Source organism: Paenibacillus sp. FSL H3-0329 (assembly GCF_037963285.1).
Classification (GTDB): domain Bacteria; phylum Bacillota; class Bacilli; order Paenibacillales; family Paenibacillaceae; genus Paenibacillus_AQ; species Paenibacillus_AQ odorifer.
In genome coordinates, this window is record NZ_CP150150.1 from 1,821,580 (window position 1) to 1,846,557 (window position 24,978).

A 24,978-nucleotide genomic window follows, 5' to 3' on the forward strand; every position below is an offset into this window, starting at 1 on the left:
GGTGGTGTTACCATGTCAACAACATCAACATGCAAGGGATGCAGAGAGGATTATAAAGTTACGCCAACGCAGATTAATCGTATCTTGTCTTCTTCCATGTTTAAGCCAGAGTTTTGTGTTCCAGATGAAGTTTATGCTGAACGGGTTGCCCTTTGTGGGACTTGCCCTAAGCTGCACGAAGGGGTAACTTGCGTCGCTTGCGGCTGCATCATCCCCGTAGTAGCCAAGCTTAAGGAACGTAGTTGTCCATTGCCCGGGGGGGGCTTGTGGGGTCCCTTTATCGAAAAGAATTAAGCTAAAATAAGAGCCGCATTCGACTCTCCAATGGGAGGTGAATGCGGCTTTATTCTTGGTTATCCGTATAGAACAATTCAACGATTAGATCTTCATTGTAATTTCCAAAACCTTTGCCAAAAAGAGTAATCCCGCCAATATGCTCGGCATCTTCATCTACGGAAAGCTTGAAAGACCACTGTTTGTCACGGATATTCACTTGATCAAGGGTAACTTCTGAGAGCTTCAAACCATCCATAAATGTACCTTTTGCTGTAATGCGCAGCTGCTTGAGCAAGCCGTATTGGTTCGTGAGTGCTGGCCACCAGGCCGGTGTATATTTACCACGGCTATCCCCGTAGTCACCAGGACTTGTCCAGAATCCAAGCTTCACTCCGTTCAGAGTGAATGTGATATCCGAAGGCCAATTATTATTAATGGAAGGTGCTTCGGAAGCAATTTCCATGGTTATAATCAATTCCTCAGGATGCTGGCTGGAGAGTAGGAAATTAGGGATTTTATATTCAATAAATCCTTTGCCGAACCAAAGAATCCCCGCATTCATACGCTCAAGATCCCAGAAATATCGGGGATCATCAAAACTGCCGATCACTTTCTCAGTAGTTGCAAGACCACAGGTGGGCTCGATCAGGAAGTCGGAATAATGTCCAACCGGAATTTCCTTACGATAACTTTTGCGCTCATTGATTTGTCTGCCTGGAAAGGTGATTTCTGCTCCTTCAGCAGCTAGAGTACAGATCTTTTGCAGACCACTTCGACCAGGTGCCATATGCGTCTGGATCAGGCCGGCAGCTTCCAGCTTACGCACATGCATAGTCATAATGGCGCTGCTTAAATTTACTGCTGCGGCCAATTCCTTAACATTCATAGGATTTTCGGCAAGCAAACGCAACATGTGTAGGCGTACTGAGCTGGCTAAAGCTTCATAGACGGGAAGGGATTCTTCCGACAGGTCAAGTTTCATAAATGGCCTCCAATTAAAATTTATGGGCTAATCGCCGATGATTAAGAAATTTATTAATAACAATATAAAAATCGACGTTTATCTCGGACGTATAGTTAATGATTATATTAGTTAAATACTTTTTTTACAATATGGGACTTTAAAAAAAGAACGGAGCCTGTGGCTCCGCTCTCTCTTTTCAAATCAAGTCTTGCTTAATCTACGTTCGAGCTATACTCTGCCTGTACTTCATCTGACTTGAGCGCTCTGCTGTAAATCTTCAGTTCATCAATCATACCCTGAAATGGTGCATCCCAATAGTTGACGCCTAGAGCGAAAACACCATTCTTATTCTTAAAGACATTCGGGAAGCCCTCACCAGAGAACTGCTCTACTCCGTTGAGGTAAACTTTTACGGTTCCATTGCTGACCGTAAACGCAACATGTGTCCATGTATTTACTGGAATCTTCATGGCAGAAATAGCATCATACCAAGCTTCTCCGGACCATAACAACGTTTTACCGCCACCGTTCTGAGGAACGAAGCTAATCCAGCTATTTTTAGTGGCAGCGCCGAAGAAAGTAGTTGTTGCATCTGTAAGTTGTTCAGGGTTTAGCCACATAGATACGGTGTAGGTATTGCTGTCAATTAATCCATCAGGCAAACGGATACCGGAGGTACCGTTGAATATTGCAGCTTGACCGAGGACACCGTTACCGTATGTGATATTGCCTACTGTTGGGCTATCTACTTTTGCTCCTGTAACTTCGCCTTTTCCGTTCAATTGGAAGGAGTCATCCAGGTCGCCATCAAAAGCATAATGAGCTACTTTTCCATCAGTTACATTTACTGTGTAGCTGGCTGAAACTTCGCTTCCATCAGTCGCTGTTGCAGTAATTACAGCTTGGCCACCGACAGTTAGTGCTGTTACTATTCCGCTCGCTGCGTCAACAGCCACTACGCTGGAATCGCTAGAGCTCCAAGTTAGCGCCTTATTTCCGGCATTGGTCGGAAGCACACTTACTTGAGGGGTGAAAGTATTTCCTACAGCTACTGATTTAACAGCTTCACTGAATGAAATATTACTTACTTTGATGTTCGTATCAGGCTCACCGTTTACAAGCCAGCCAACAGCTTCCGCAGACAATGCTCTATCATACACGCGGAATTTATCAACCAAACCTTTGTAGGGTGCATCCCAATAGTTCACACCAAGAGCAAATACGCCGTCTTCTGTATCAAAAATATCTGTGAATCCTTTTCCGGAGGATTTCAATACACCATTTACATACATATTGACTGTTCCAGCATTGTAAGTGAAGGCTACATGCGTCCACTGGTTAACTGGAATTTGTAAGCCTGTATCAGCATCCAGCCAAGTCTCGCTACCGAACCAGAGTCTAGTGGTTGCTCCACCGTTTCCATAAGGCAGGAGACTGAACCAGTTCGTTTCGGTTTTAGCACCGAAGAATACAGGAGTAAAAGCTTTTAATTCGGATGGATTCAGCCACATCCCTACCGAGTATGCGCTACTTTGAATTAATCCGTCAGGTAGACGAACACCGGATTTGCCATCAAACTTGGCTGCCTGACCGTCTTTACCAGCCTCAAAAGTGATGTCTCCATCCTCAGTGTTGTTGATCAGATTTCCGGTGACTATGCCGTCAGCTGTACGATCACCATTTTCTGCAAGGTCGCCATCAAAGTCAAAGGCAGCTACTAAGCCGTCTTCCAGTTGCGTGCTCTTTTTTTCCATAACAACGGCGGTGAAGGTTTTAGTTACTGCGACTTCGCCTAGCTTAATTGTAGCAGTCAGTTCAACTGTAGCGTTTCCAAGTCCAAGTTCAGGACGAGTAACCTTACCATTGTTACCAATTACGGCCTCATTGGAAGAGGACCATGAAATTTCTGCTCCGCGCAAGCCTTCCGTAGGGAGGGTGATGTCATCGTATATTTTTCTTGTGTCACCAATACTCAAGCCTGCAGCAATATTGTTCAAAATCTGCTCAACGCTCATCGATTCCATCTGGCTGCCCCAGATAGTGATTCCTTGATCTGACATTGCGGTGAACGTCATAACATGCTGTTGGCGTGAGGAATCCCATTGCTTCACAAATACACCTTTGTAGAGATGTTGTACGGTGTTTCCATTTTCCGTTTCGTTAATAAGCAAATGAGCGAAGTACTCATCCTTCAATTCCCAAGTTCCGGTTAACGATCCAGCGATCGTTCCGTCACTTTTCAGCTCGATATCTACTGTAGGCTTGATGATGCCTGAAACATCTTTGCCGTGGTTAACGAACTGATAAGAGCCGACAACATTATCCCGTGCTACAGCCCCAATAGTTTCACCCGTGTAACGATGTACGGCAGTTACTGGCCAGCCATCTTCGTTAGTGAACATTTGATGCACACGAAGTTCATGTGTTTCACCACGGAGTGGGAAACGAGTGTGGAAGAAGTTAAATATTTTACCCGTTTCATCATCATATTGTACCGAGTTATGTCCTGAGGACACATAACCATACGTTTGGAAATTCGGGTCTGCATTTTGATTTGTAAACATGAAGTTTCCTAATAGCTTATTACCATATGGTGTGTTGTCACCATCGGTAGTTAGAACAGCATTCTGTCCTGCTGCATCCGTATAAGGGCCGTCCGGATTTGTTGAACGGAACTGCCGCATGCTGTAACCGCCTTTGGAGTCAAGTCCACCGTAAGTTACATACAAGAAGTAGTAACCAGTCTCCTTGTCGTAAACGATATACGGACCTTCACCCGATTTGGTCATTCCGCCAGAAATATGGGTTCCGAAATAGCGGTCGATAAGACGTCCATCAGCGGTCTTTCCATCTTTGCCTGGATATTTAGGTTCTCCGGTAGCTGGATCAATCTCCAGAATGAATATACCACCTGACCATGAACCATAAGTCATCCAAAGCTTGTTGTCTTTGTCGTAGAAAATAGTTGGGTCAATTGCATTTGTATAGGTTTTGTTTTGATACAAACCACCTGCATTAAACCAATCTGGATTGACACCTTCCAACGTTCCATTGTCGATAAGGTCCTTGATATTTGTATTGTCCCATTTCTTATTTACTTTACTGTCACTGTCATAAGCCTCTTCCTTGGTGAAACCGGAATAAATTACGGTATTTTCATAAGTATAAGGCCCTTCGATATTTTGCGAAGTGGCGTAGCCAATCGCCGAACGGATATAAGTAGAAGAAGCGCTGTAATACATCATATAAGCGCCAGTTGTTCCATCAGCGTTCTTATAATCGTTATTCCAGAATACGTCCGGTGCCCAGATGGAGAATCCGCCTTTACTGTCCGAATCGTTCTCGCCAGCCCATTTAAAGGATTCTGCCAGATTCTTGGACAGATCACCAAAAATCACGTTGCCCGGTGTTGTATAACCATTAGTGAACTGTGTCCAGTTCATCAGATCATCTGATTTGGCCGCATCGATATGGGAGCCAAATACATAATAAGTTCCATTATCCACAACCACCGATGGATCATGCACCGAGACATTGGTGAGTGCTGGTGCAGTTGCTCCCGGACTAGGTGTAGCCGTCGGATTTGGTGTAGCCGTCGGATTTGGTGTAGCTGTTGGATTTGGTGTAGCTGTTGGATTTGGTGTAGCCGTTGGATCTGGTGTAGCAGTTGGAGCCGGAGTAGCTGTAACTTCCGGAGCTGATGTAGCAACAGAACCGCTGTTAGATCCACCAGTACCAGTGGTTGCCGTAGCCGTTGGAGTTGGTGTTTCAAAATGGATTAGCTGACTGTACTTGCTATCAAAGATAACCTTACCCGTGCCTTGGATGGTTAGGATATCGTTGAAACCAAGGATTAGATTCTTGATTTCCGTACCTGCCTCTACACGCAGCTTGGCTTTTTGCTTCAGTGTAACTTCAGCAATACTGCCTGCTGTCAGATGGAGTGTAGGCTCTCCCAACGCTTGAAGCTCAACGGAATCAAAGCTTCCTCTCAGCTTGAGGATGGAATCCTTAGGCAGCGTATTCTCAACAATAACCCGGCTGAAACCTGCCCCCGTTAATGCATCTTCCTCTAGTATTGCACCGGAATGTACGCGTACGTTTGGTACAGCACTTGTGCCTCTAGTAACGACGCGCAGCTTGCCGTTATGCTTATCTACTACCATTTCAGCAGCATTGGAGTCGCTTAGTACGACACTGTTCTCACCGCCACCGGCAACGAATACTTTTCCCTTAACAGTGACATTATTCAGTGTGATATCGCCCTCAGCAATACCTTCGGTAAGGTAGAGATTCCCTGAGATTGTGGAGTTTTTCAACTCTACGCCTGGGCTGCTGATAACCATATTCCGAGTGTTAATCCCCGAATAGCTTCCGCTCTTAGGTGTGATTTCTCCGCCCAGCTTCTCAATCATGCGCAGTGCTTCCGCTCTTGTTACAGCCTGAGTTCCTTTAAAGCTGCCGTCAGTGTAGCCTTGCAGATAACCTTCACCAAGTAAAGACAATACTGCTTCTTGGCTCCATTCTGGCAAATCAGCAGCATCTTTTGGTGCAGAAGTGCCAACAGATGAGTTGAGTTGGAACAGTCTGTATAACATTACTGCAGCTTCTTGACGACTTACTTGCTGTGCGGGTCGGAAGGTGCCATCGCTGTATCCTGTCACATATCCTGCAGCGGTTGCTTTTTGGATATCGCTGTAGTAAGTACCTATCGTGGAAACATCCGTGAAGCCAATTTCGGCTTTTTCCTGCAAATTAAAGACCCGATTAACCAGAGTAACCCACTCTGCACGGTTGATTTCTTGATTTGGCTTATATATTCCGTTTCCGTAACCCAGAATCAAGCCCTTATCTACCCAAGATTGAAAATCCTTCTGTGCCCAGTGGCCGGAATAATCGGCGATTTGTTGCTGAGTGGATAATGCGACTGATTTGGAATCGCTTGCAGAAGCTGCAGAAATTAATGGAGCAGGCACTAATAGAGTGAGTGCAAGCAGGGAAGCGGTTAGTTTACCAGTAGTTTTTCTCAAATGTATGATCCTCCGATTCTAGTGATGTAGAGCTTGTACACGCGTATTTTTCCAATTCCTCCCTTCTTAACTGAAAAAAATGTAAAACGCTTACATAAATAGCTACTAAAAAAACGCTTTCGTATATGAAAATGGTTTTAATTTATGTATTACTAAACCATAACAAGGAAAACGTTTTATAATGCTCTCATTTTAAGCATGATATCAGCAAATAGTCAAATAGAAATTTATAAATCCGTGAATCTTTTTATATTTTTATAAATTATAAATTCAAAATAGAGGAAAATGATTTAACTACTGGTGATTAATGCTGAAGTGGATAAGAGTGAAATTTGGTGAATGGATGACTAGGCGGGATATATCAGCATGGATAAAGAGAGGGGGTAGGGCATAACGGGTGGGGGGGAGCTAAGGAAGAATAGCTAATTAGTTGTTCACCCCCGCAAAAAGAACCAGTTTTGCTTAGAACATAAAAGAAAAATTTACAGATAGTACAATTTGAAAATGATATCTTGATCATGGTTTCCGAATTTTTTCCCGAAAATCGTTGCTCCTCCTACGTGCTTTGCATCTTCCTTCACTTCGATCCGAAAGGTCCAACGGTCACAAGTCGTATCTAAATCCTCAATCGAAACCTGAGACAGCGGGTCACCGTCAATGTAAGTTCCATTGTGGTTTGTAATTCTAATCGTTTTTAGCAATCCGTATTGATTGATATTGTGTGGCCACCATTCCGGTGTGAATTTACCTCTAGCATCAGCGAAATCCCCGGGGCTCGTCCAAGTCCCTAATTCCAAGCCATTCAAAGAAAAGGTGATGTCTGAAGGCCATACGTCATTAGCAAAGGGGAATTCGGAAGAAAGCTCCAAGCTAATTTCAAATTGCTGTAGGGTTTCCTCTTTTTTTAGGAAATTAGCGATATTATATTGCACATAACCTTGAGTGAACCAGAGAATCTCTGCGTCCACTCTTTTAGAATCCATGAAATACTTAGGTTCGTCTACTCTGCCGATAAACTCCTTATCCGTAGCAAGTCCGCAAGTAGGTTTCAGATCATAATCGGTATAATGACCAATCGGCACTGATGTCTCGTAGGAGGCAAAGGAGTGAAAGATTTTCTTCGGGAAGTTAATCTCAATATGATCCACCCTAAGGATTGAGATTTTTTGCATTCCTGATTTACCAGGCACCTTTTCCGTTTTTATGAGCCCTGCATCTTCTAGTTTTTTAATGTGTTTGGTAACGATAGGACTGCTTATTTTAAGTTCTTCTGCCAAATCTTTGATGTTCATCTTATTTTTGGAGAGCAACTGAATAATTTTGATGCGTACTTCACTCGCTAAAGCTTCGTAAACAACAAGAGAGGATTTGTCGATTTCCAACTGCATTTTACCCACTTCTTTCAAAGTTATTTCATATACTGTAAAGTTTATTAATCTATATATAAAGTAACATGAAAGGTAACCGAAGTAAATATAATATCGCTTTCATCTCCGAGAGATGAATCAAAAGGTTAATTAAACGAAAAAAAATTCTGTTAAGTTTATTTAAATGTTATTGACTACGCTTTCACAATGAATGTATACTAATCTCAAGTTAATCGTTTTCAAAGAAAGTGAACATGAATGGTTATCTTAACATTACAGCTGCAGGGGGAGAGAGTAATGAAAAAGAAATTTGGAGTTTTATTAGCAACGGTTCTAACATTATCGACAGTTTTGGCAGGATGCGGTGGTAAAGATGATAGTAAGACGATTACGTTCTGGACACCGCTGACCGGTGATGACGGTGCTTATATGGATCAAATTGTTAAAAACTACAATGCAACGAATCCCGAAATTAAAGTAAAACATGTTATTACGGCTGATATGTACACAAAGATTTCTACAGTTTTGGCATCTAGCAAAGGTGTTCCTGATTTAGCAATTATCCATGCTGACCGTGTTCCTGGATTTGTTAAACAAGGTGTACTGGAATCCATGCAAGATACCGTATTGCCAGCACAACCTGAACTGAAAGCTGAAAATTACTTACCACAAGCTTGGAACACTGGTAATATCGATGGAACTCAATACACAGTTCCTCTTGATATTCATAGTAACGTAATGTATTACAATAAAGATTTGCTGAAAAAGTATAATGCTGAATCTTTCTTGGATGATAACGTTGTTACTATTGATGAAATGCTTTCCTTACAAGGTAAATTGGATGAAGGCGATTACGTAGTTAATGATGCTTTGCTGGGCTGGGTTATCTTGGCTCAAATTCAAGATTTGGGCGGCGATATCCAAGTTGATGGAAAACCGGCTGTTAACACCCCTGTCTTTAAACAAGCGTTTGAAAATGTTAAGAAAATCGCCGATGCTGGCCTTATGACTCCATTTGGTGAAGACGGTTACTTGATGTTCCAATCTCAAAATGTACTTTTCTCGACAGACGGAACTTGGAGTTCTACAGCACATGCTGGGGTTGAAGGCTTGAACTTTGGCGTGACCAATGTTTATTCTCCTACTCCTGACAAATTCACCAACAGATCTTCCTCTCACTTGTTCGCTATGTTGAAAAATGATAAGAGAACAGACGAAAAAGAAGTAGGTATTGCTAACTTCTTGGAATATGTTCGTACGAATTCGATGGAATGGGCAAAAGCTGGACAAAACGTAGCTAGTAACGTAGTTAACCAAAGCCCTGAGTACAAAGACTATATGCAATCCTTCTTTACATCTGATGAAAAAGAAATCGAATCCCTTTACATTTACACATATGAATACTACCCATACATTGCGGAAGCTGTAGATACTTACTGTGCGGATATCGTTCGTGGCAACGTTGATATTGATGAGACTTTGGCAACGATGCAAAAATTTGTTGAAGATAAAATTGCGGAAAGCAGCAGTGCAGCAAAATAAAGCAAAATAGAATAGATTGTACGAAGTAATGTGCCATGTTATGGTGCATTACTTTGTGCAAAAGGAGAAATGAATTCCTATGAAAAAGAAAATCAATTGGGCACCTGCTTTCTTTGTAGGTCCGCATGTCATTTTGTTTGCTGTCTTCATTTTATTGCCAACGATTTATGGGATTTATGCTTCATTTACAAAATGGAATTTAATGAGTGATCCGGTATGGGTAGGCTTTGATAACTATAAAGCTATTCTTTTTGACGGCGGATCAACCTTTCATACTCAATTTTTCAGAGGCCTAAAAAACACATTGATTTTCGTTGCTTTGTCTGTTCCGCTGCTGATTATTATTCCATTAATGGTTGCGGTGGCGTTGGAGCATAAAAAAGTTAAAATGAAGAGCTTAATTCAATCTATTCTTTATATTCCTGGCTTGATTTCAATTTCTGCGGCAGCACTGATTTGGCTGTTGATCTTTAATAAGCAACTAGGGATCACTGGTAATCTGTTTGGATCACAAATTGCTTGGCCTGCAAATCAACCCTATGCGTGGATTATTATCATTGTAATTACTTTATGGGGTGGTATTGGGGGCAACATGATTATCTATCGTGCTTCCTTAAGTGGCGTGGCTCAAGAGTTATATGAATCAGCGGAGCTCGATGGTGCGGGTTCAATTAAAAGATTCACTAGTATTACCTTGCCATCTATTCGTTTTCCATTAATTTATACCTTTGTTATGACAACTGCGGGTGCCTTTAATGTATTCGGCCAACCGTTAATGATGACCGATGGTGGACCTCGACAAAGTACACACGTTCTAATGATGTATATTCGTCAATTAGCTTTCGGTAACGGTGAATCCATCGCCGGGATGGCATCAGCTATGGCAGTTTTACTGGGATTAGTTATTTTGGTGATCTCAGCACTGCAATATTATGTAATGAACCGAAATGCTTCATAGGGTTCGCAGAAACTAATTGACTAACAAGGAAATGGAAAAGGTAGGTGTACTAAAATGTCAAACCAGGCAGTAAATCCAGTTGTAAATACAACAGGCAAAATAAAAGGCTCCTCCAGTGTAAGTATTTCAAAATATATATCCTATATATTTCTAGGTATCCTATGTGTGATTTGGATCATTCCTGTTATATTCGGGATTTCCACCTCATTTAGATCACAAACGGAAGTAGTATCCTCGGGCTTTAGACTATTTCCTAAAGAGTGGGTCTTTGAGAACTACGTTACGATCCTAAACAATACTTCTACAGCTCCAATTCTACGTTGGTTAGGTAACTCATTGTTTATTGCTACATCTCACACCATTCTGGTTGTTATTGTTATTTCGATTACAGGTTTTGGTTACACCCGTATTAAGTTTAAAGGAAGAGACACATTGTTCTTTACTTTGCTGGGGATCTCCTTCTTCCCGGGTGTTGTTAACTTGATTCCTTCGTATAAAATCATTGACTCCTTTGGTTGGGTGAACACTTCCTGGGCTATGATTATCCCTGGTCTTGCGGGTATGGGTAATATCTTCTTGGTCAGACAGTTTATGAACGGTATCCCAAAAGAATTAGATGAATCGGCTAAAGTTGATGGTGCAAGTGACTTTAGAATTTTCGCGCAAATTATATTGCCGTTAGTTAAACCAATACTAATTGTTTGCGGATTGTTCTCCTTTACTGGATCTTGGAATGACTTCCTCTGGCCGGTTATCGTGTACACAGACGTAGACAAAATGCCAATTACCGCTGGTTTGCTCTTATTGCAAGACATCTACGGAAACTATCGTATGATCGGACAATTAATGGGCTCGGCAATCATGGCGATTATTCCAACATTGCTGCTATTCGTTTTTGCACAAAAATACTTCGTTCAATCCATCAACCTGAATTCGGGTATCAAAGGTTAGATCGAATGAACTTAAACTTAAATACACCTTGACTTCTTATAGGAAGGGTGTGTTTTGGTGACCTGCAAATATAAAAAAAGAGATAAATATAGGAGTTGTCATTGTGAGAGAATTTAATGTGAAAAATCCACTAGTTGAGCAACGAGCAGATCCTTGGATCTATAAACATACTGACGGGTACTACTATTTCATAGCTTCAGTTCCGGAGTTCGATAGAATTGAGCTTCGCCGTTCTGAATCCATTCAAGGATTAGCTGAGGCTGAAGGGAAGACCATTTGGGTTAAGCATGAAACGGGCTTGATGAGTGCTAATATCTGGGCGCCAGAGATTCATTATATTGATGGGAAATGGTACGTGTATTATGCAGCTGCACATACCTCTGATACGAAAGATGGTTTATTTGATCATCGCATGTTTGCGTTAGAAAACCCATCCGCAAATCCTTTAGAGGGTGAATGGGTGGAAAAGGGTCAAATAAAAACAAAATGGGAATCTTTTGCCTTGGATGCAACAACTTTTGAGCATAAAGGAGTTAGATATTACGTTTGGGCACAAAAAGATCCTGCTATCCCTGGCAATTCAAATATTTATATTTCCGAAATGGAGAACCCTTGGACACTAAAAGGTGAGCAGGTGTGCATCACTACTCCTGAATACGATTGGGAAAAAATCGGATTTTTGGTGAACGAAGGCGCGGCAATCCTTAAGCGTAATGGACGTATTTTCATGACATTCTCAGCTAGTGCAACAGATCACAACTATTGTATGGGATTATTGACTGCTGATGAGAATAGTGATTTAATGGATCCAAAATCATGGGTCAAGACACCTGAACCTGTGTTTACGACTTCTGAGGAAAATGGCCAATATGGTCCGGGACATAATAGCTTTACTGTCTCTGAGGATGGCACACAGGATATCCTTGTTTTCCATGCTAGAAGCTATAAGGAAATTGTCGGAGATCCGCTTTACGATCCGAATCGTCACGCACGTGTGCAAGTAATCCAGTGGAATGAAGATGGAACGCCAAACTTTGGTGTACCTAGACCGGATACGAAATAAAAAGGGATTTGTCGCATAAAACAACAGAGCAATGATTCTCCCAGAGGTGGAGAAACACTGCTCTGTTGTTTTTTATAAGAGTCATAGTTATAACCCTCCTGAGGCTTAAGGACTCAGCTGACGCTATTTGCAATTTTTTAGTCATTTGAGTAAGGTTGCGGACCCCAGTGCAGCTATTCCTTTAGAAAAGGTTCATTTTTGCTGATCTTCAAGCCAATAACGACTTTAGGGTCCGTTAGGTACGCAAATTTGTGATAAAGTTGCATTTAAGGTCAACGGTGTCCGATAGTTGCTTCGGGAACGCGTAAAAGCGAGTTGATCAAGTGAGGTACTCTTATAATGGAAGATCCCGTCTTCTGAACAGCTCTACTCCCAAGGAAAAGGTGAACACTCCGATCAACAGCAGCCAACTGGAGACCTGAATAATCTCCACGTTGCCCTGAACGATTTCCCCGGGTTGATAGAAGGAGAATAAGGTTAGGAAACGCAGTCCTTCCAGTTTGTCGCTTATTTTACCGAGTAGATCCAGAGTGAAAAATCCGAAGGCGATGGCGCCGGAAATTCCGAGTGCTTTTTTCTCGTCATTACATACAGAGGACACGAGAAAGGTAAGGCCGCCTACCGCAAAAAATAATAAAAAGGCCACGGTATTCAGCTGAGCGAAGCGACCGCTGTTAAAGTCATATTCACTGCCAAGAAACCATGCTTTACCTAATAATCCGGCGAGGGTGGTTACACCCATAATTAAGAGCAATGCTGTAGTGAGTACAAGTGCCTGCGTGGTGGCGACTTTTCTCCGTGTAGTTGGGGCTATGAGCAGATAAGCCATGGAGCCGCGATCCACGAGTCGAGCCATTAGCTGCGTTGACATTTGCACACAAACTATGGAAAGAATCAGAACTAGTATAAGTCCATAATATTCTCCGGAGATAAAAGCTTCAGCACTGGTAAAACCGCTATTTAGCCCAAAGGCTTTACCCACACCCTCTGGCATCGCCTTAATAAGGTCATCAATTGCTTGTGTACTCCCCGCAATCCCAGGATAAAGCCAGATCATAAACAAAATATAGAAGGCAGAACCAAAGGCGTAATTCAATATTCCTTTCAGGTTCACTCGCATCATTTCCTTATAGAGCGGAAGATTCATTGCACTGCCCCCTCGCGGTCATAATAGTCCATGAAGATGTCCTCCAGATTCTGCGTGAATACGTCGATGCTGCGGACATTGTATTTTCCAGTTTCCCGGATGAATCGGTCATAATTGCCCTGCACAGCTATGCGGACCCTATTTCCCTCGTGAGCTTCCACTTGTAGGCCGGAGGCGGCAAAATTCACTGCATCTTCACTATTCGCAAAAATGACCTCAAACAGCTTCCGTTGCATCGATTGCAGTTCATGAATATTTTTTACGGTGATAATCCGTCCGTTTTTGATAATTGCGGCGCGGTCACAGGTGCGTTCAATTTCTTGAAAGCTGTGTGAGGACATGAGAAAGGTGGTTCCGGCTGATTTTTCCTCCAGTACCAGATCAATAAATACCTTTTGCATGAGCGGGTCGAGACCCGAGGTAGGTTCATCCAGAATAATAACGTCAGGACTGTGCATAAAAGCAGCGACGATTCCGACCTTTTGCTTCATTCCCTTTGACATTTTTCGGATCGGAGTGGTGGCATCAAATTGCAAACGTTCAATCAGCTGCTCGCGTTTGGTAGTATTTTTGATTCCCTGCATGGCTGAGATAAATTTAAGGAAAGAAAGACCCGTCATCCCATCAAAAAAGTTGATTTCACCGGGTAAGTAGCCGATATGCTTCTGGACTGTCCCTTGTGCCTTCCATACATCAAGCCCATGGATACTCGCATGCCCTTGATCTGGTTTCATAAAACCCATGATATGCCGTATGGTCGTCGATTTACCCGCACCGTTAGGACCCAGAAATCCAAAAACCTCGCCTTTATTTACGGTAAATGTTACATCTTCGATTCCTTTGCCATTCGAAAATCGTTTAGTTAAGCCTTCTACTACCAGCATGCTGCCACCCCCGCCGTAAAAATAATGAACTAATATGAATTGAATATTTCATATGTTATATTATTCCTAGTGGTTAATGAAGTCAATATAATTATGAAATAATTGAAATGGAATATTTCATTAAATTTAAATACGCATACTTAATAACGAAGTTAGGGTGGAAGCTATGAATGGATTTGAGAAGAGAGCAGCACAGATTAAATTCAAAATTATGAAAACTACCATGGAGATGCTCAAGAACTGGGAACCGAAACGTCTACGGATCGCTGATATTGCGAAAGAAGCAGGGGTCTCTCAGGTGACGATTTATAATTATTTTGGCAGTAAGGAAGCGCTGCTTAGTGAGTCTTTTAAGGACTTTGTTCAGAAGGAAATTCAGGAGTTTGAAGATTACATTTATCAAGAGCATTCTCTAAAGGAGATTATTGGTTACATTCTAACCATGGAAAGGCAAACTTACAGCGGTTTATCTCCCGCGACTGTGAAGGAGCTTATGGTTGAGGATCAAGAAATGTTCCGTTATATTGAGGAACGATATGCGAATGACATTTTGCCGGTGCTGGTGAAGATGGTTGAGGATGGGAAAGCCCGGGGAGAAATCTCAAATAAAGTATCCACCAAAGGGATACTTTCACTAATGGGGATGTATATGCGTAATGCGGGTGAACTTCTAGACGAAGCTAGCAAACAGGAAGATATGGATGCCTTCATCGAGGAAGCCATCCATATTTTCTTCTATGGCATTTGCGGGAAAGAGTAAGGGGAGCTTGAGCTGCGAGAGCATCACCCTTAATTGATCAGGTGAACAGCGGATTTCCAGTCATGCCGACCCAAAGAGCGGATTGTTCAAGCTGGGCAGCAAGCTGAAGCAGCAAATCTTCACGACCTTTGTTCGCCATGACTTGAACGCCTAGCGGCAGGCCAGTTGCTGACTTATGGACGGGCACACTCATTGCAGGCTGGCCTGTCAGATTTGCGAGCTGGGTGAACGGTGTATAGGTTAGGCTTGGCTCAAACATCTCGTAAATTAAGCGGCTCTGTTCTTCTTTTGGCAATTCGTTTACGTGCAGCAGCTTTGCTATCTCTGCAGGTTTATGCGTTAATTCACCAATTTTGGGAGCGGAGTTTGCATTCGTAGGTGTTATATATAAGTCGTAATGATTAAACAGTTCCGCCATTTGGGCGGCTGCAACGTCCCATTCATCCAGACTATGTACGAATTCGGCCGCTGAAACATTTTTTCCGGTCTCACCAAGAACCCACGTAATGATATCGACATCGTCAGCAGTTATGGAACGTCCCATATTTCTCTCCAGGGAGACGAACATGGCTGCTACCTCTCCGGCATTCATCGTATAGTAGTTCTCCATCAGTCTTGTGCCATTCACAGGACTTTCTGTTTCTTCAACCGCATGTCCTTCAGCTTCGAGCCATTTCACGGTTTTGAGAACAGCATTTACGGCCTCTTCAGAGACAGGCGTACCTACTGGGGAAGCAGTCGTAAATCCAATTCGTAGTTTACGTTGCGTAGGCTTAAACAGATCATCCAGATATACGCCCGGATATAACGGAGTCTGGAAGGCGGCTTCTGGCTGCACAACCTGCAGCAGATCTAACATAGCAGCGCTATCGCGAACGGACCGGGTTAAGGCAAAATCAATAGAAGCCCCTTGCCATTGACGGCCGACTCCGGGTCCTACTGGTGTGCGCCCGCGCGTGGGTTTAAGTCCGAATAAGCCTGTGAATGAGGCGGGAATACGGATGGACCCACCACCATCACTGGCTCCTGCTACTGGAACGATACCAGAAGCAACAGCTGCCGCGGCTCCGCCACTCGAACCTCCAGGAGAATATTCGAGATTCCAAGGATTACGAGCAGGTCCATGGAGGACATTCTCTGTAATGTTTTTTAAGCCGAACTCTGGTGTGTTCGTATGGCCAAGTGGAATGAAGCCGGCTTTCCTAATCCGTGCAACATAATTTGAATCCCACCGCGCGACATTGTTCTTCATCAGCATAGCCCCACAAGTGATGGGCTCGCCAGCGATAGATTGGGAAATATCCTTTAATAGAAACGGAACGCCAGCAAACGGCCGAGTGTTATCCTGAACAGGCATCTCGTCGGCTTCTCTAAGAGCAGCTTCCCGGCGGGTGCGCACCACCGCATTTATGACCGGATTGACCTCATCTAACCGAGCAAAGGCGGCTTCGACCAGCTCACGAGGTGAAATTTCACGTGCTTTGACAAGTGAAGCAAGTCCTAGAGCGTCATAGGTAGAGTAAGAAAAGGTCAAATTAATACCCACTTTCAATTTAGGATGATTATTATATTATACATCCCATTAGTTATTTTTTGAAAATGGGTAATCTGACATCTATCAATTCTTTTTTACGTCATATTAGGCTATACTTAGTGTTAAATGATTTTATGGGGTGTACTGATGAACGAAGAGAAATATCAGAATGTGGATGGATTAATGGAGGCTTTCCAACAATTCGCTAGAATGAACTGGCGTAAAACTACGATTTGGGGCTTGAAGCCAAGTGAGGTCCGGATGTTGGTTTCTTTAAAGCTTGGTAAAGAACGGGAAGGGAAGAAGGGACAGACGGTTTCGGAGATTAGCAAGTTTCTGAAAGTCACCTCTCCTACGGTTACCCAAATGCTCAATAGTCTGATTGCACAAGGATATGTGGTGCGTACTTCCGATGCACAGGATCGCCGAGTTAGTGAGATCACGCTTACGGAAAAAGGGGAGCATCTGGCTGAGATGGCCGTAACGAAATCCCGGAATACCTTTAAAGGTATGATTGATTACATGGGCAAAGAACAGACGGATACGTTAATGGAGCTGTTAAACGGAGTTTACGTTTACTTCGAAGAATTGAATGATCAATCAAACGAATCCTAGCCCTTCTTATCAAAAAGAGATGCCGCACAGCCTAAGCTGTTTACGGACATCTCTAATGTAAGGTTATTTGTGATTAATGTGCAGCAGGCACAGATTTTTCGAGTTTTTTACTCCCGGTTTTATCCTCTGCGTGTGCCTCCATTTTTTTCTCTCCACTACGTAATGGAATCTCTTTAAGGAACAGAACGAGCAGTGCTGCGATAACTAACAGCGCCGTACCACTTAAGAACACAACTGTCAGGGAATCGCTCAGTGCGTTCCGCAGCATCTCAATCAATTGATTGAAGAGCGGCTGGATTTGCTCTGGCAATGTTGCATGCAATTCCTTTAGTTTAGGTTGATCTAGCAACATTTGAGGGTTCATAAATGCAGAAAGCTGTTTAGCGGATTCAGGATCGAGTTTGGATAAATCCGGACCTTTGCCTGAAGATACCGCTGCCTCTAATTTTTTCGTTAATGAGGAGTTCATAATGGTACCCATGATGGCAATACCTATGGTTCCACCTAAATTACGGAATAAAGTATTTGTAGCAGTAGCAACACCTAGCATTGAAGGAGCAACAGCATTTTGTACGGTTAGAGTAAATACGGGCATCGATAGTCCTAACCCAACCCCGAAGATAATCATGCTGACTACAGCCGTAGCAATGTTACTCATAAAGGCCATTAATATCATGGCTACAACCATGAATGGCATCCCCATTAGAGCATAACGTTTATATTTTCCTGTTTTGGAGATCCATCTTCCCACTAAAGTACTTAGTACAATCATAGTAAGTGACATTGGCATATTGATAAAACCAGATTTAGTTGGGGAGACGCCCTCTACCCCTTGCACAAAGAAGGGCAGGTAGATCATTGCGCCCATCATACCGGCATTCATCAGGAAACCGACAATCATTGAGATGGATACGATGGAGTTTTTAAATAAGGATAATGGCAATACGGGGCTCTTAGCTTTACGCTCAATCAGAATCAGGATAATCAGACCCAGAATGGAAGCCCCAAACAAGCCGAGAATCTCCGGAGAACCCCAGTCATATTTTGTTCCTGCCCATGAAAAGCCGAGCAAGAGCGCAACAATGGTCAGGGAAAGGAAAATGGAGCCTAAATAGTCAATGGACTCAGATGTAGAACGCGTTGTTTTAGGGAACATTTTCAAAATCATAAAGAAGGCCACGATACCGAAAGGCAAGAAGATCCAGAAGATCCATTTCCAAGCCATGTGATCTACCATGAATCCGCCAAGAGTAGGACCAATTACGCTGGAGAAACCAAATATCGCCATCATAATTCCAGTCCACTTGGCTCTCTCTCTTGGAGCGAACAAATCACCTACAGCGGTTACGGTAGCCGACATTAGAATCCCGCCGCCTAGACCTTGAATCCCGCGATAAGTGATCATTTGAAAAATGTTGGTCGACAATCCGGATAGGAACGCACCTATAATAAAAATGACAATCCCTGATAACAGGAAGGGCTTTCTTCCGTAAATATCGGATAACTTACCGACAAGTACGGTAGCAATGGTTGAGGTGAGCATATAGATGGTAATTACCCAGGTATAATGTTCAATGCCTCCAAGCATCGCAATAATTCGGGGCATTGCTGTGCCCACAATTGTCTGGTTGATTGCTGCGAAAAACATAGCCGCCATTAAAGCAATCATAATTGTAACTTTCTTTTTCTGAGTGAGATGCTCCAGAGCAGTTCCTCTCCTTTAACTTCTATATATTGTAGTTTGGGAATTCATGTCGTAATAATTAGGTAGCCAAACTATCATTTATGTATAATACACAAATTCATCAATTAGCACAACAGGTTAATTATTAAATTTTAATTTAAAGAGAATTTGAATTTGACTTGATTTTTTAGGAATAGGTAAGTAATCTAATTAGATTGAGGTATATTGGAGGTGCCCTATGGATACCCATGACAATCAAGAGCAGAAGCTTATCATAGCCCTTGAAAATATAAAGCGTCTGACTGCTCGCCCCTACTCGATTGATGTAGTATCGTATAGAGAGTTTGTTATGATGTACGTCATTCACACTGTAATGAAGCAAAAGAAAGCGACCGAAGGTGACAAACAGCACCGGGGAGTTATGATTTCTAAATTAAGTGACCTGCTCCAGATAAGTAGACCTACTGCCACGCAAATGGCAAATACTTTGGAGGAAAAAGGTTACGTAGTACGTACAACATCCGATACAGATCGTCGGGTCGTATATATCTGTCTGAGTGAGCTTGGAGAGCAGATTTATAGCAGGCAGATGGCATCCTATTCCGGTATTTTGAGTGAAATCACGCAAAAGGTCGGTAAGGAAGAGATCGACCAGCTGATCTTTTTGTGCGATCGTTTTCAAGAAGCGGTGCATGAGGTCAGAAGCCGTCATTTTTTTCCACAGTCGGATGAAGAGTCATTAGTTATAGATTCAGTATAAAAAGCCCAACATCAAAAGATATTCCTGCACACCCGCGGGAACATCTTTTTTTGCATCTTAGAGCAAGGAGCGATTATCATCAGAATATTAGCAATTAGTGACATTCACGGAAGTTATGTAGAATTCAATGCACTGTTATCAAAAGTGAATTATCGCCCAGCGGAGGATAAGCTTATCTTGATGGGAGATTATGTGGATAGAGGGCTGGACAGTAAAGGAATTGTGGAGCAAGTGATGACTCTGCAGCAAGAATGTGGAGCTATAGTTCTCAAAGGAAATCACGATAAAATGGCTTGCGATGCGCTCACCGGCGAAGATGATAAATTGGATACCCATTGGCTTACTAATGGCGGATTTCATACGCTGATGAGTTATTGTGAGGCGGGCTCCGAAGGTTTGCAGGAGGATTTTGGCTGGAAGGATTATATGCAGCTAAAAGAAAAAATTAGGCGGGACTATAGACATCATATAGACTTTCTAAGCACATTGCCGCTTTATCATGAGACGGAAGAACATATTTTTGTTCATGCGGGCATTAATCCATTAATAGAGGATTGGAAGCAGCAGGACCCTTATGATTTTATCTGGATTAGAGAACCCTTTTATAAGAATCCGGTAGTTAGCACTAACAAAACGGTTGTTTTCGGTCATACTTCGACGATGGATCTGCATGATTCAGAAGAAATTTGGTTTAGTCCACTTGGAGATAAAATTGGCATAGATGGTGGCTGCGCATATGGCCAACGACTAAATTGCCTGGAGATTTCCGCAGGGAAATACATAACGCATTTTGTTCGGAATGGTGAGACGCTTTGAGCGTTCTCCCATTTTTTTTAGAATAGTAATGAATTAAACGTTAACTATGTATAAAATAAAGATAGGAGGGGTGCAAATAGGTGAATGCAAACAGCAAATATCATATCCTCATGCAAGGGGCCATCAGCAAGAATGTGAGCGAAACCTGTAAGGAGTTTGGCATTTCCCGGACGATCTATTATAAGTGGTCTAAAGCTTATCAACAACATGGAATGGATGGACTTGGGGAGAAGAAAAAAAAGCCGGTAATGCCTAATAAAGTAGATAAGAAAACGGAAAGATTGATTTTGCAGTACGTCGCCAGATTTCCTGAGGATGGGCCTAGACGCATCTTTTATGAACTGCAAGATGAAGGTATGCAAATAGGGGAATCGGGTATTTATAATGTACTACGTCGAAACGGACTAAATAAACGAATAGAGCGTGAAGCTTACGCCAATCAAATCAAAGCAAAGAAGAGGGATGGCGCACAATCCACTCTCACTAAAGGATTTAAAGAGAAACGGAAAACACTAGATTATAAGATGAAGAATCCGATAAATGCTCATCCCGGGTATATGTGTCAGCAGAGTATCAGCTATTTGGGAGTTTTCCCGAGGGTCGGAAAGGTATATCAATATGTAATTTATGATGCCTACTCCAGACTAGGTCTAGTTAAGCTATACAATCGTAAGTCTACCATTCATTTTATAGATTTTATGCATCTGAAAGTTCTCCCATTGATGAAGACATTAGATTTTCATATCGATAATCTGGTTACGAACAAAAGCCGTGAATTCATTACGAACTGGGACAGAGGAAAACATAAATATAGTGAATTTTTACATAAGAACAATATTAATCAAGTAGCTATAACGGTAGACCAAACAGAGATATTTCAGCCCTTGCAGCAATTTGCGGCGGTGTTGACCAAAGAATTCTACCAGCAGGCTTGGGTAGATGATACGATAGATTCTTTTGAAATTTTAGAAAAGCGCTTACATGAATATTTGAGAACCTACAACTTCAGCAGGCAAATTACAGATGGACCTAATCAAGGTAAAATACCATCGGATGTCGCACTTGCCTATACGGGACAACGAGAAACTTTGCCATTATGGTTATTTACAAGGAGATAACGGATGATGACAAACACGAAGAATAAAGACCGAATTGGGATCATCGGTGCAGGGATTTCTGGGGTTACAGCTGCTTACGAATTAGCGAAAAAAGGATATACCCACATTACCCTCATGGAGAAGTCGGACAGAGTAGGAGGAAAGTGTCATTCTATTGAGTACAAAGGAAAAAGTTATGAAATGGGGACGCTAATCGGCCTGCCCACCTATAAACATACGATGGATTTAATGAGAGATTTTGATCTTATGGATAGGGGACCATTGTTAGAACGTGGATTTTTTGATAATAATGGGAGGAAAACTTCACAGATTCCCATGGAGCAGATAGAGGCGTTTACACAAGAATTCAAACGACTGCCGGATATTCTAAAACGCTATGAGTCTCTCCAAGAACCGGGATTTCTTCACTTACCACCAGATTTATGTCAGCCATTTTCACAGTGGTGTGCAGAGAATAAGCTGTCTGTCCTTGAACAGGTCTACATGCATTATTTTAATACTTTTGGATTCGGTAGTATCCATAATGTGCCCGCTGCATATGTGTTGAAATTTCTAAGCTATGATAATCTGTTGTCGTTTATTGAAATTACGCATATGATAACCTGGCCTAAGGGTGTTACTGAACTGATAAGACGAATGGCCGACCAAGTGAACGATCTCCGCCTGACTTGTGAAGTGCTTTTTATGGAGCAAGAACAAGATGGACAGGTTCGAGTAGAGACGAGTCAGGACATCTTTTATTTTGACAAGGTCATTTATACAGCAGCTTTAGAGCAAATGGGCGATACAGTTAGCCTGTCCAGTGAGGACAAAACCTTATTAGCGAGTATAACGTATGAATGGTTTAGGGTATATGCCTACAGAGTGAAAGGGCTGCCGGAGCTTTCTGGCTATATCCCCCGGAATATGTACCCTGAACGTAAAGGGCATATGATGGCATGGTACTATCGGTGGGCAGATATGGGAACTACGGATCTAGTTACGGTTTATGTAGCAGAGAATGAAGCTATGACTGATCTGGAAATGCGAGAGACGGTAGAAAATAAACTTCGCGAGCTGGGCGGAGAGAGCATTCGACTGTATATGATGAAGCGTTGGAAGCATTTCCCTCATGTGGATTCTGATGCGCTACATGAGGGGTTTTATGAACGGGTTGATCAGATGCAGGGGAACAACAATATCTATTTAGCTGGAGAAATCATGAACTTCCCTACACTTGAGAATTGTATTGTATATGCGAAACACTTGGTTGAACGATTCTTTTAAATAATAGTAAAGAGGAACCTTGTCCACAAAGAAATTTGTCGACAAGGTTTTTTTTACATTCAAGTTAGGTTTGCAGTATATAGTTCTGTAGACATGCATTCTAATAGATTGCTCAGAAGAAAGGTAGAAACTTTGGCGAATCCTAGTGCTATGGTTGTGTAAACTCAACTTGAAATGAAACTAAAAAAACACTGATAAATCAACGTTTTAAGCGATTTGATCGTTCAAAGAGGGATGTACTATATTGGACCTGAGACACAGATTATATACACCAAACTACAAGGAGGAGTAAAAAATGTTTTTATTCGAATCGATTCCCTGGTACTCTGCGCTAATGTGGTTAGTAGTACTAGCAGGATTAATGTTTGTAAATGAAATCGCACGGAAGAGCAAGTGGTTCTCAATCATTCTGTTTATAGTTGTCCCTATTGTTCTTACCATAGCGGTCTGGCCGAATACGGCAGGCGAAGGCTCTAGTACCGGAACATGGTTTCACTGGGTAAAAGTATATTCTGCTTTGGCAGGATGTATAGGGTTTATGGCTATCCGTTATGTTAAAGGATGGGACAAAAATAAATATATATTAATGTTCCCGGCTATTATCCTTGCAGTTAACATTCTTGAAGCAGTTATTCGTGATTTCCAAGTGTACAGCTTGCAAGGTATGGTGGATGGCGTAATGATGGTAGGTGGTCCTTGGAACATTATGAACGGGATCGCAGGTATTCTGAACATTATTACGATTTCTGGTTGGATGGGAATTGTGATCAGTAAAGATAAGAGTAAAGATATGTTGTGGCCTGACCAGCTTTGGTTCTGGATCATTGCTTATGACATTTGGAACTTTGCCTATGTATATAATGCAGTTTCTGACCATTCCTTCTATGCAGGTGCAGCATTGTTGATTTCTTGTACCATCCCGGCGTTCTTCTTCAAAAAAGGGGCATGGCTGCAGCATCGTGCACAGACTTTGGCGATTTGGATGATGTTTACGATGTCATTCCCGGCGTTTGTTGGCGAGTCAAAGTTCTCTGTACAATCCTCTCATAGTGAAACCGCTCTGTGGGTAGTAAGTGCATTATCTTTAGCTGCTAATATTGCAGTGTTTGGTTATCATTTCTATAAAATTATCAAGCATAAACGCAATCCGCTTAAAGAGGAAGTTTATACGGATTTAGCTGCTTATAAGGCTATTGCAGAGGGTGCGAATTAATAGAAATAATATAATAATGAAAGAGGTTCCTCCAGCTTAAAGGGTGGAACTTCTTTTTGTGAGTAATTAAAGTTCTAATTATCAGAGCTCCATATCCGCCTGATGTTGCTGCGCGCGAAACTCTTTCCTTTTTATACAAAGCAAAAGACAGGTCAGTAATAACACACATAATAAAGTTGCCGTATACGTGAAATTGCTATTCCAAAACACTATCTGAATATTCATTAATGAGTGAACGCCGATCACGAAAAATAGATTTTTGGTTAAGATATAGAGTAGAGCGAATATAACTCCTAGAATTAGAAGCATGATAAAATCATAAACAAACTCCATTCCAACTAATCCTGAGTAAATCCGGTTTGGGATATGTATGGCAGCAAAGATCGATTGTGAAATCAGCATTGCCGTGATCATCCGTGTAGTCTTGTTGTTGATTTTTTTTAAGCATAAATAGATTTGAACGAGCAGGAAGCCGCGAAATAAGATTTCTTCCAATAAAGCATTTCCGAAGATTTGACCTAGAATTTCACCGAAAACTAAATTTGAATGACTGAAGATATTATTGTTAAGCGTTAGCTCTGAGTGATTCAAGTGTACCATACACAAATCTACTATATTTATAGCGAGCCAAAACAGAAAGGTGCCCAGCAGTCCAGCTCGTAATTTTTCTATTTTTAACCCAAAATCCCGGGGCGAAACTTTAGCTATCAGAATCAAAAAAATAATTACTTCTAAGAGAAGCCCAACTAGATTGGCGGCTAACGTTTCATTGATCCAGTGGTTTGTGTTTTTGGCGATAAAACTTAAATATCCATGCTCAAAAAGGATAAGATTAACCGCAAGAGTAAAGATAATATGAATAAAAATCAGGTTCGCTATAAAAAGGTAGTGTGTAGGCTTTGCTTCAAAAATCGATGATGGATTGAACTCCTTGGAGTGAAGCATCAACGGCAGTCCTCCTGAATACAAAATATTCCAAATTAACCTTAGATTTCACTATATCCTTTTTGAGGCCAAGTTTACTGTTACA

Annotated in this window: 20 protein-coding genes; 12 read left to right on the plus strand and 8 right to left on the minus strand. The window is 42.0% G+C overall.

From position 1 onward, the window contains the following. Nucleotides 1-12: 12 nt before the first annotated feature. A complete protein-coding gene (locus NSQ66_RS07840; protein WP_076100542.1) occupies nt 13-294 on the plus strand; it encodes a DUF6171 family protein in 282 nt (93 codons plus the stop codon). 49 nt (nt 295-343) lie between these two features. Here NSQ66_RS07840 and NSQ66_RS07845 read toward each other — a convergent pair whose 3' ends face one another. From NSQ66_RS07845 to NSQ66_RS07855, 3 genes are all read right to left on the minus strand, one after another. Then, nucleotides 344-1,258: an ArsR family transcriptional regulator gene (locus NSQ66_RS07845; protein ID WP_076100540.1), complete on the minus strand. Its 915-nt coding sequence runs from the start codon at nt 1,256-1,258 to the stop codon at nt 344-346. Nucleotides 1,259-1,452: 194 nt separating this feature from the next. Beyond that, nucleotides 1,453-6,270, minus strand: coding sequence for a LamG-like jellyroll fold domain-containing protein (locus NSQ66_RS07850; protein WP_076141361.1), 4,818 nt, complete (start codon nt 6,268-6,270; stop codon nt 1,453-1,455). 482 nt (nt 6,271-6,752) lie between these two features. Next, a complete protein-coding gene (locus NSQ66_RS07855) occupies nt 6,753-7,658 on the minus strand; it encodes an ArsR family transcriptional regulator (RefSeq protein ID WP_036675644.1) in 906 nt (301 codons plus the stop codon). 276 nt (nt 7,659-7,934) lie between these two features. Here NSQ66_RS07855 and NSQ66_RS07860 point away from each other — a divergent pair, with 276 nt between their 5' ends. The 4 genes from NSQ66_RS07860 to NSQ66_RS07875 all read left to right on the plus strand — a co-directional run bounded on the left by NSQ66_RS07860 (nt 7,935) and on the right by NSQ66_RS07875 (nt 12,151). Beyond that, nucleotides 7,935-9,179 (plus strand): extracellular solute-binding protein, encoded by a 1,245-nt coding sequence (locus tag NSQ66_RS07860; protein WP_036675642.1) that lies wholly within the window; start codon nt 7,935-7,937, stop codon nt 9,177-9,179. A 79-nt stretch (nt 9,180-9,258) separates the two neighbouring features. Continuing rightward, nucleotides 9,259-10,137 carry a sugar ABC transporter permease gene (locus NSQ66_RS07865; protein WP_036675641.1) on the plus strand — a complete coding sequence of 293 codons (879 nt, stop codon included), beginning with the start codon at nt 9,259-9,261 and terminating at the stop codon, nt 10,135-10,137. A 54-nt stretch (nt 10,138-10,191) separates the two neighbouring features. Continuing rightward, complete coding sequence (locus tag NSQ66_RS07870; protein ID WP_036675639.1) at nt 10,192-11,088, plus strand: carbohydrate ABC transporter permease; 897 nt, start codon at nt 10,192-10,194, stop codon at nt 11,086-11,088. A gap of 103 nt (nt 11,089-11,191) precedes the next feature. Next, nucleotides 11,192-12,151, plus strand: coding sequence for a family 43 glycosylhydrolase (locus NSQ66_RS07875; RefSeq protein ID WP_038569499.1), 960 nt, complete (start codon nt 11,192-11,194; stop codon nt 12,149-12,151). Between the two features lie 334 nt (nt 12,152-12,485). On the opposite strand, the gene NSQ66_RS07880 is transcribed toward NSQ66_RS07875, so the two are convergent. Beyond that, nucleotides 12,486-13,298: an ABC transporter permease subunit gene (locus NSQ66_RS07880; protein ID WP_076134034.1), complete on the minus strand. Its 813-nt coding sequence runs from the start codon at nt 13,296-13,298 to the stop codon at nt 12,486-12,488. Beyond that, nucleotides 13,295-14,182 (minus strand): ABC transporter ATP-binding protein, encoded by an 888-nt coding sequence (locus NSQ66_RS07885; RefSeq protein WP_076141362.1) that lies wholly within the window; start codon nt 14,180-14,182, stop codon nt 13,295-13,297. The genes NSQ66_RS07880 and NSQ66_RS07885 overlap by 4 nt, the downstream gene beginning before the upstream one ends. A 166-nt stretch (nt 14,183-14,348) precedes the next feature. On the opposite strand from NSQ66_RS07885, the gene NSQ66_RS07890 reads away from it, so the two are divergent. Then, on the plus strand, nt 14,349-14,942 hold the full coding sequence (locus NSQ66_RS07890) for a TetR/AcrR family transcriptional regulator (RefSeq protein WP_076104911.1): 594 nt from the start codon (nt 14,349-14,351) through the stop codon (nt 14,940-14,942). 37 nt (nt 14,943-14,979) lie between these two features. On the opposite strand, the gene NSQ66_RS07895 is transcribed toward NSQ66_RS07890, so the two are convergent. Further along, the gene (locus NSQ66_RS07895; RefSeq protein ID WP_076141393.1) at nt 14,980-16,482 is read right to left on the minus strand and encodes an amidase; all 1,503 of its coding nucleotides are present in this window, start codon (nt 16,480-16,482) and stop codon (nt 14,980-14,982) included. Between the two features lie 141 nt (nt 16,483-16,623). Here NSQ66_RS07895 and NSQ66_RS07900 point away from each other — a divergent pair, with 141 nt between their 5' ends. Then, complete coding sequence (locus tag NSQ66_RS07900; RefSeq protein ID WP_036675630.1) at nt 16,624-17,091, plus strand: MarR family transcriptional regulator; 468 nt, start codon at nt 16,624-16,626, stop codon at nt 17,089-17,091. 73 nt (nt 17,092-17,164) lie between these two features. On the opposite strand, the gene NSQ66_RS07905 is transcribed toward NSQ66_RS07900, so the two are convergent. Then, nucleotides 17,165-18,760: an MDR family MFS transporter gene (locus NSQ66_RS07905; protein ID WP_063829770.1), complete on the minus strand. Its 1,596-nt coding sequence runs from the start codon at nt 18,758-18,760 to the stop codon at nt 17,165-17,167. A 253-nt stretch (nt 18,761-19,013) separates the two neighbouring features. Between NSQ66_RS07905 and NSQ66_RS07910 the strand changes: the two genes are divergently transcribed. The 5 genes from NSQ66_RS07910 (at nt 19,014) to NSQ66_RS07930 (ending at nt 23,948) form a co-directional block, all read left to right on the plus strand. Then, the gene (locus NSQ66_RS07910) at nt 19,014-19,535 is read left to right on the plus strand and encodes a MarR family transcriptional regulator (RefSeq protein ID WP_076141363.1); all 522 of its coding nucleotides are present in this window, start codon (nt 19,014-19,016) and stop codon (nt 19,533-19,535) included. Between the two features lie 84 nt (nt 19,536-19,619). Further along, entirely contained in the window at nt 19,620-20,351 is a 732-nt protein-coding gene (locus NSQ66_RS07915; protein ID WP_305953810.1) for a metallophosphoesterase family protein, read from the plus strand. 80 nt (nt 20,352-20,431) lie between these two features. Further along, complete coding sequence (locus NSQ66_RS07920; protein WP_036675621.1) at nt 20,432-21,469, plus strand: helix-turn-helix domain-containing protein; 1,038 nt, start codon at nt 20,432-20,434, stop codon at nt 21,467-21,469. Nucleotides 21,470-21,472: 3 nt separating this feature from the next. Next, the gene (locus tag NSQ66_RS07925; protein WP_080742436.1) at nt 21,473-22,735 is read left to right on the plus strand and encodes an FAD-dependent oxidoreductase; all 1,263 of its coding nucleotides are present in this window, start codon (nt 21,473-21,475) and stop codon (nt 22,733-22,735) included. 295 nt (nt 22,736-23,030) lie between these two features. After that, on the plus strand, nt 23,031-23,948 hold the full coding sequence (locus tag NSQ66_RS07930; protein ID WP_036675614.1) for a DUF5692 family protein: 918 nt from the start codon (nt 23,031-23,033) through the stop codon (nt 23,946-23,948). A gap of 81 nt (nt 23,949-24,029) precedes the next feature. On the opposite strand, the gene NSQ66_RS07935 is transcribed toward NSQ66_RS07930, so the two are convergent. Then, nucleotides 24,030-24,893: a type II CAAX endopeptidase family protein gene (locus tag NSQ66_RS07935; RefSeq protein ID WP_036675610.1), complete on the minus strand. Its 864-nt coding sequence runs from the start codon at nt 24,891-24,893 to the stop codon at nt 24,030-24,032. Between the last annotated feature and the right edge of the window lie 85 nt (nt 24,894-24,978).

What these genes read in the sequence shown, in the direction of transcription:
- NSQ66_RS07855 (WP_036675644.1), bottom strand. Translation starts at nt 7,658, where the DNA reads ATGCAGTTGGAAATCGACAAATCCTCTCTTGTTGTTTACGAAGCTTTA.
- NSQ66_RS07885 (WP_076141362.1), bottom strand. Translation starts at nt 14,182, where the DNA reads ATGCTGGTAGTAGAAGGCTTAACTAAACGATTTTCGAATGGCAAAGGA.
- NSQ66_RS07935 (WP_036675610.1), bottom strand. Translation starts at nt 24,893, where the DNA reads ATGCTTCACTCCAAGGAGTTCAATCCATCATCGATTTTTGAAGCAAAG.
- NSQ66_RS07925 (WP_080742436.1), top strand. Translation starts at nt 21,473, where the DNA reads ATGATGACAAACACGAAGAATAAAGACCGAATTGGGATCATCGGTGCA.
- NSQ66_RS07845 (WP_076100540.1), bottom strand. Translation starts at nt 1,258, where the DNA reads ATGAAACTTGACCTGTCGGAAGAATCCCTTCCCGTCTATGAAGCTTTA.
- NSQ66_RS07910 (WP_076141363.1), top strand. Translation starts at nt 19,014, where the DNA reads ATGGATACCCATGACAATCAAGAGCAGAAGCTTATCATAGCCCTTGAA.
- NSQ66_RS07900 (WP_036675630.1), top strand. Translation starts at nt 16,624, where the DNA reads ATGAACGAAGAGAAATATCAGAATGTGGATGGATTAATGGAGGCTTTC.
- NSQ66_RS07930 (WP_036675614.1), top strand. Translation starts at nt 23,031, where the DNA reads ATGTTTTTATTCGAATCGATTCCCTGGTACTCTGCGCTAATGTGGTTA.
- NSQ66_RS07860 (WP_036675642.1), top strand. Translation starts at nt 7,935, where the DNA reads ATGAAAAAGAAATTTGGAGTTTTATTAGCAACGGTTCTAACATTATCG.
- NSQ66_RS07890 (WP_076104911.1), top strand. Translation starts at nt 14,349, where the DNA reads ATGAATGGATTTGAGAAGAGAGCAGCACAGATTAAATTCAAAATTATG.
- NSQ66_RS07880 (WP_076134034.1), bottom strand. Translation starts at nt 13,298, where the DNA reads ATGAATCTTCCGCTCTATAAGGAAATGATGCGAGTGAACCTGAAAGGA.
- NSQ66_RS07865 (WP_036675641.1), top strand. Translation starts at nt 9,259, where the DNA reads ATGAAAAAGAAAATCAATTGGGCACCTGCTTTCTTTGTAGGTCCGCAT.
- NSQ66_RS07905 (WP_063829770.1), bottom strand. Translation starts at nt 18,760, where the DNA reads ATGATTGCTTTAATGGCGGCTATGTTTTTCGCAGCAATCAACCAGACA.
- NSQ66_RS07870 (WP_036675639.1), top strand. Translation starts at nt 10,192, where the DNA reads ATGTCAAACCAGGCAGTAAATCCAGTTGTAAATACAACAGGCAAAATA.
- NSQ66_RS07840 (WP_076100542.1), top strand. Translation starts at nt 13, where the DNA reads ATGTCAACAACATCAACATGCAAGGGATGCAGAGAGGATTATAAAGTT.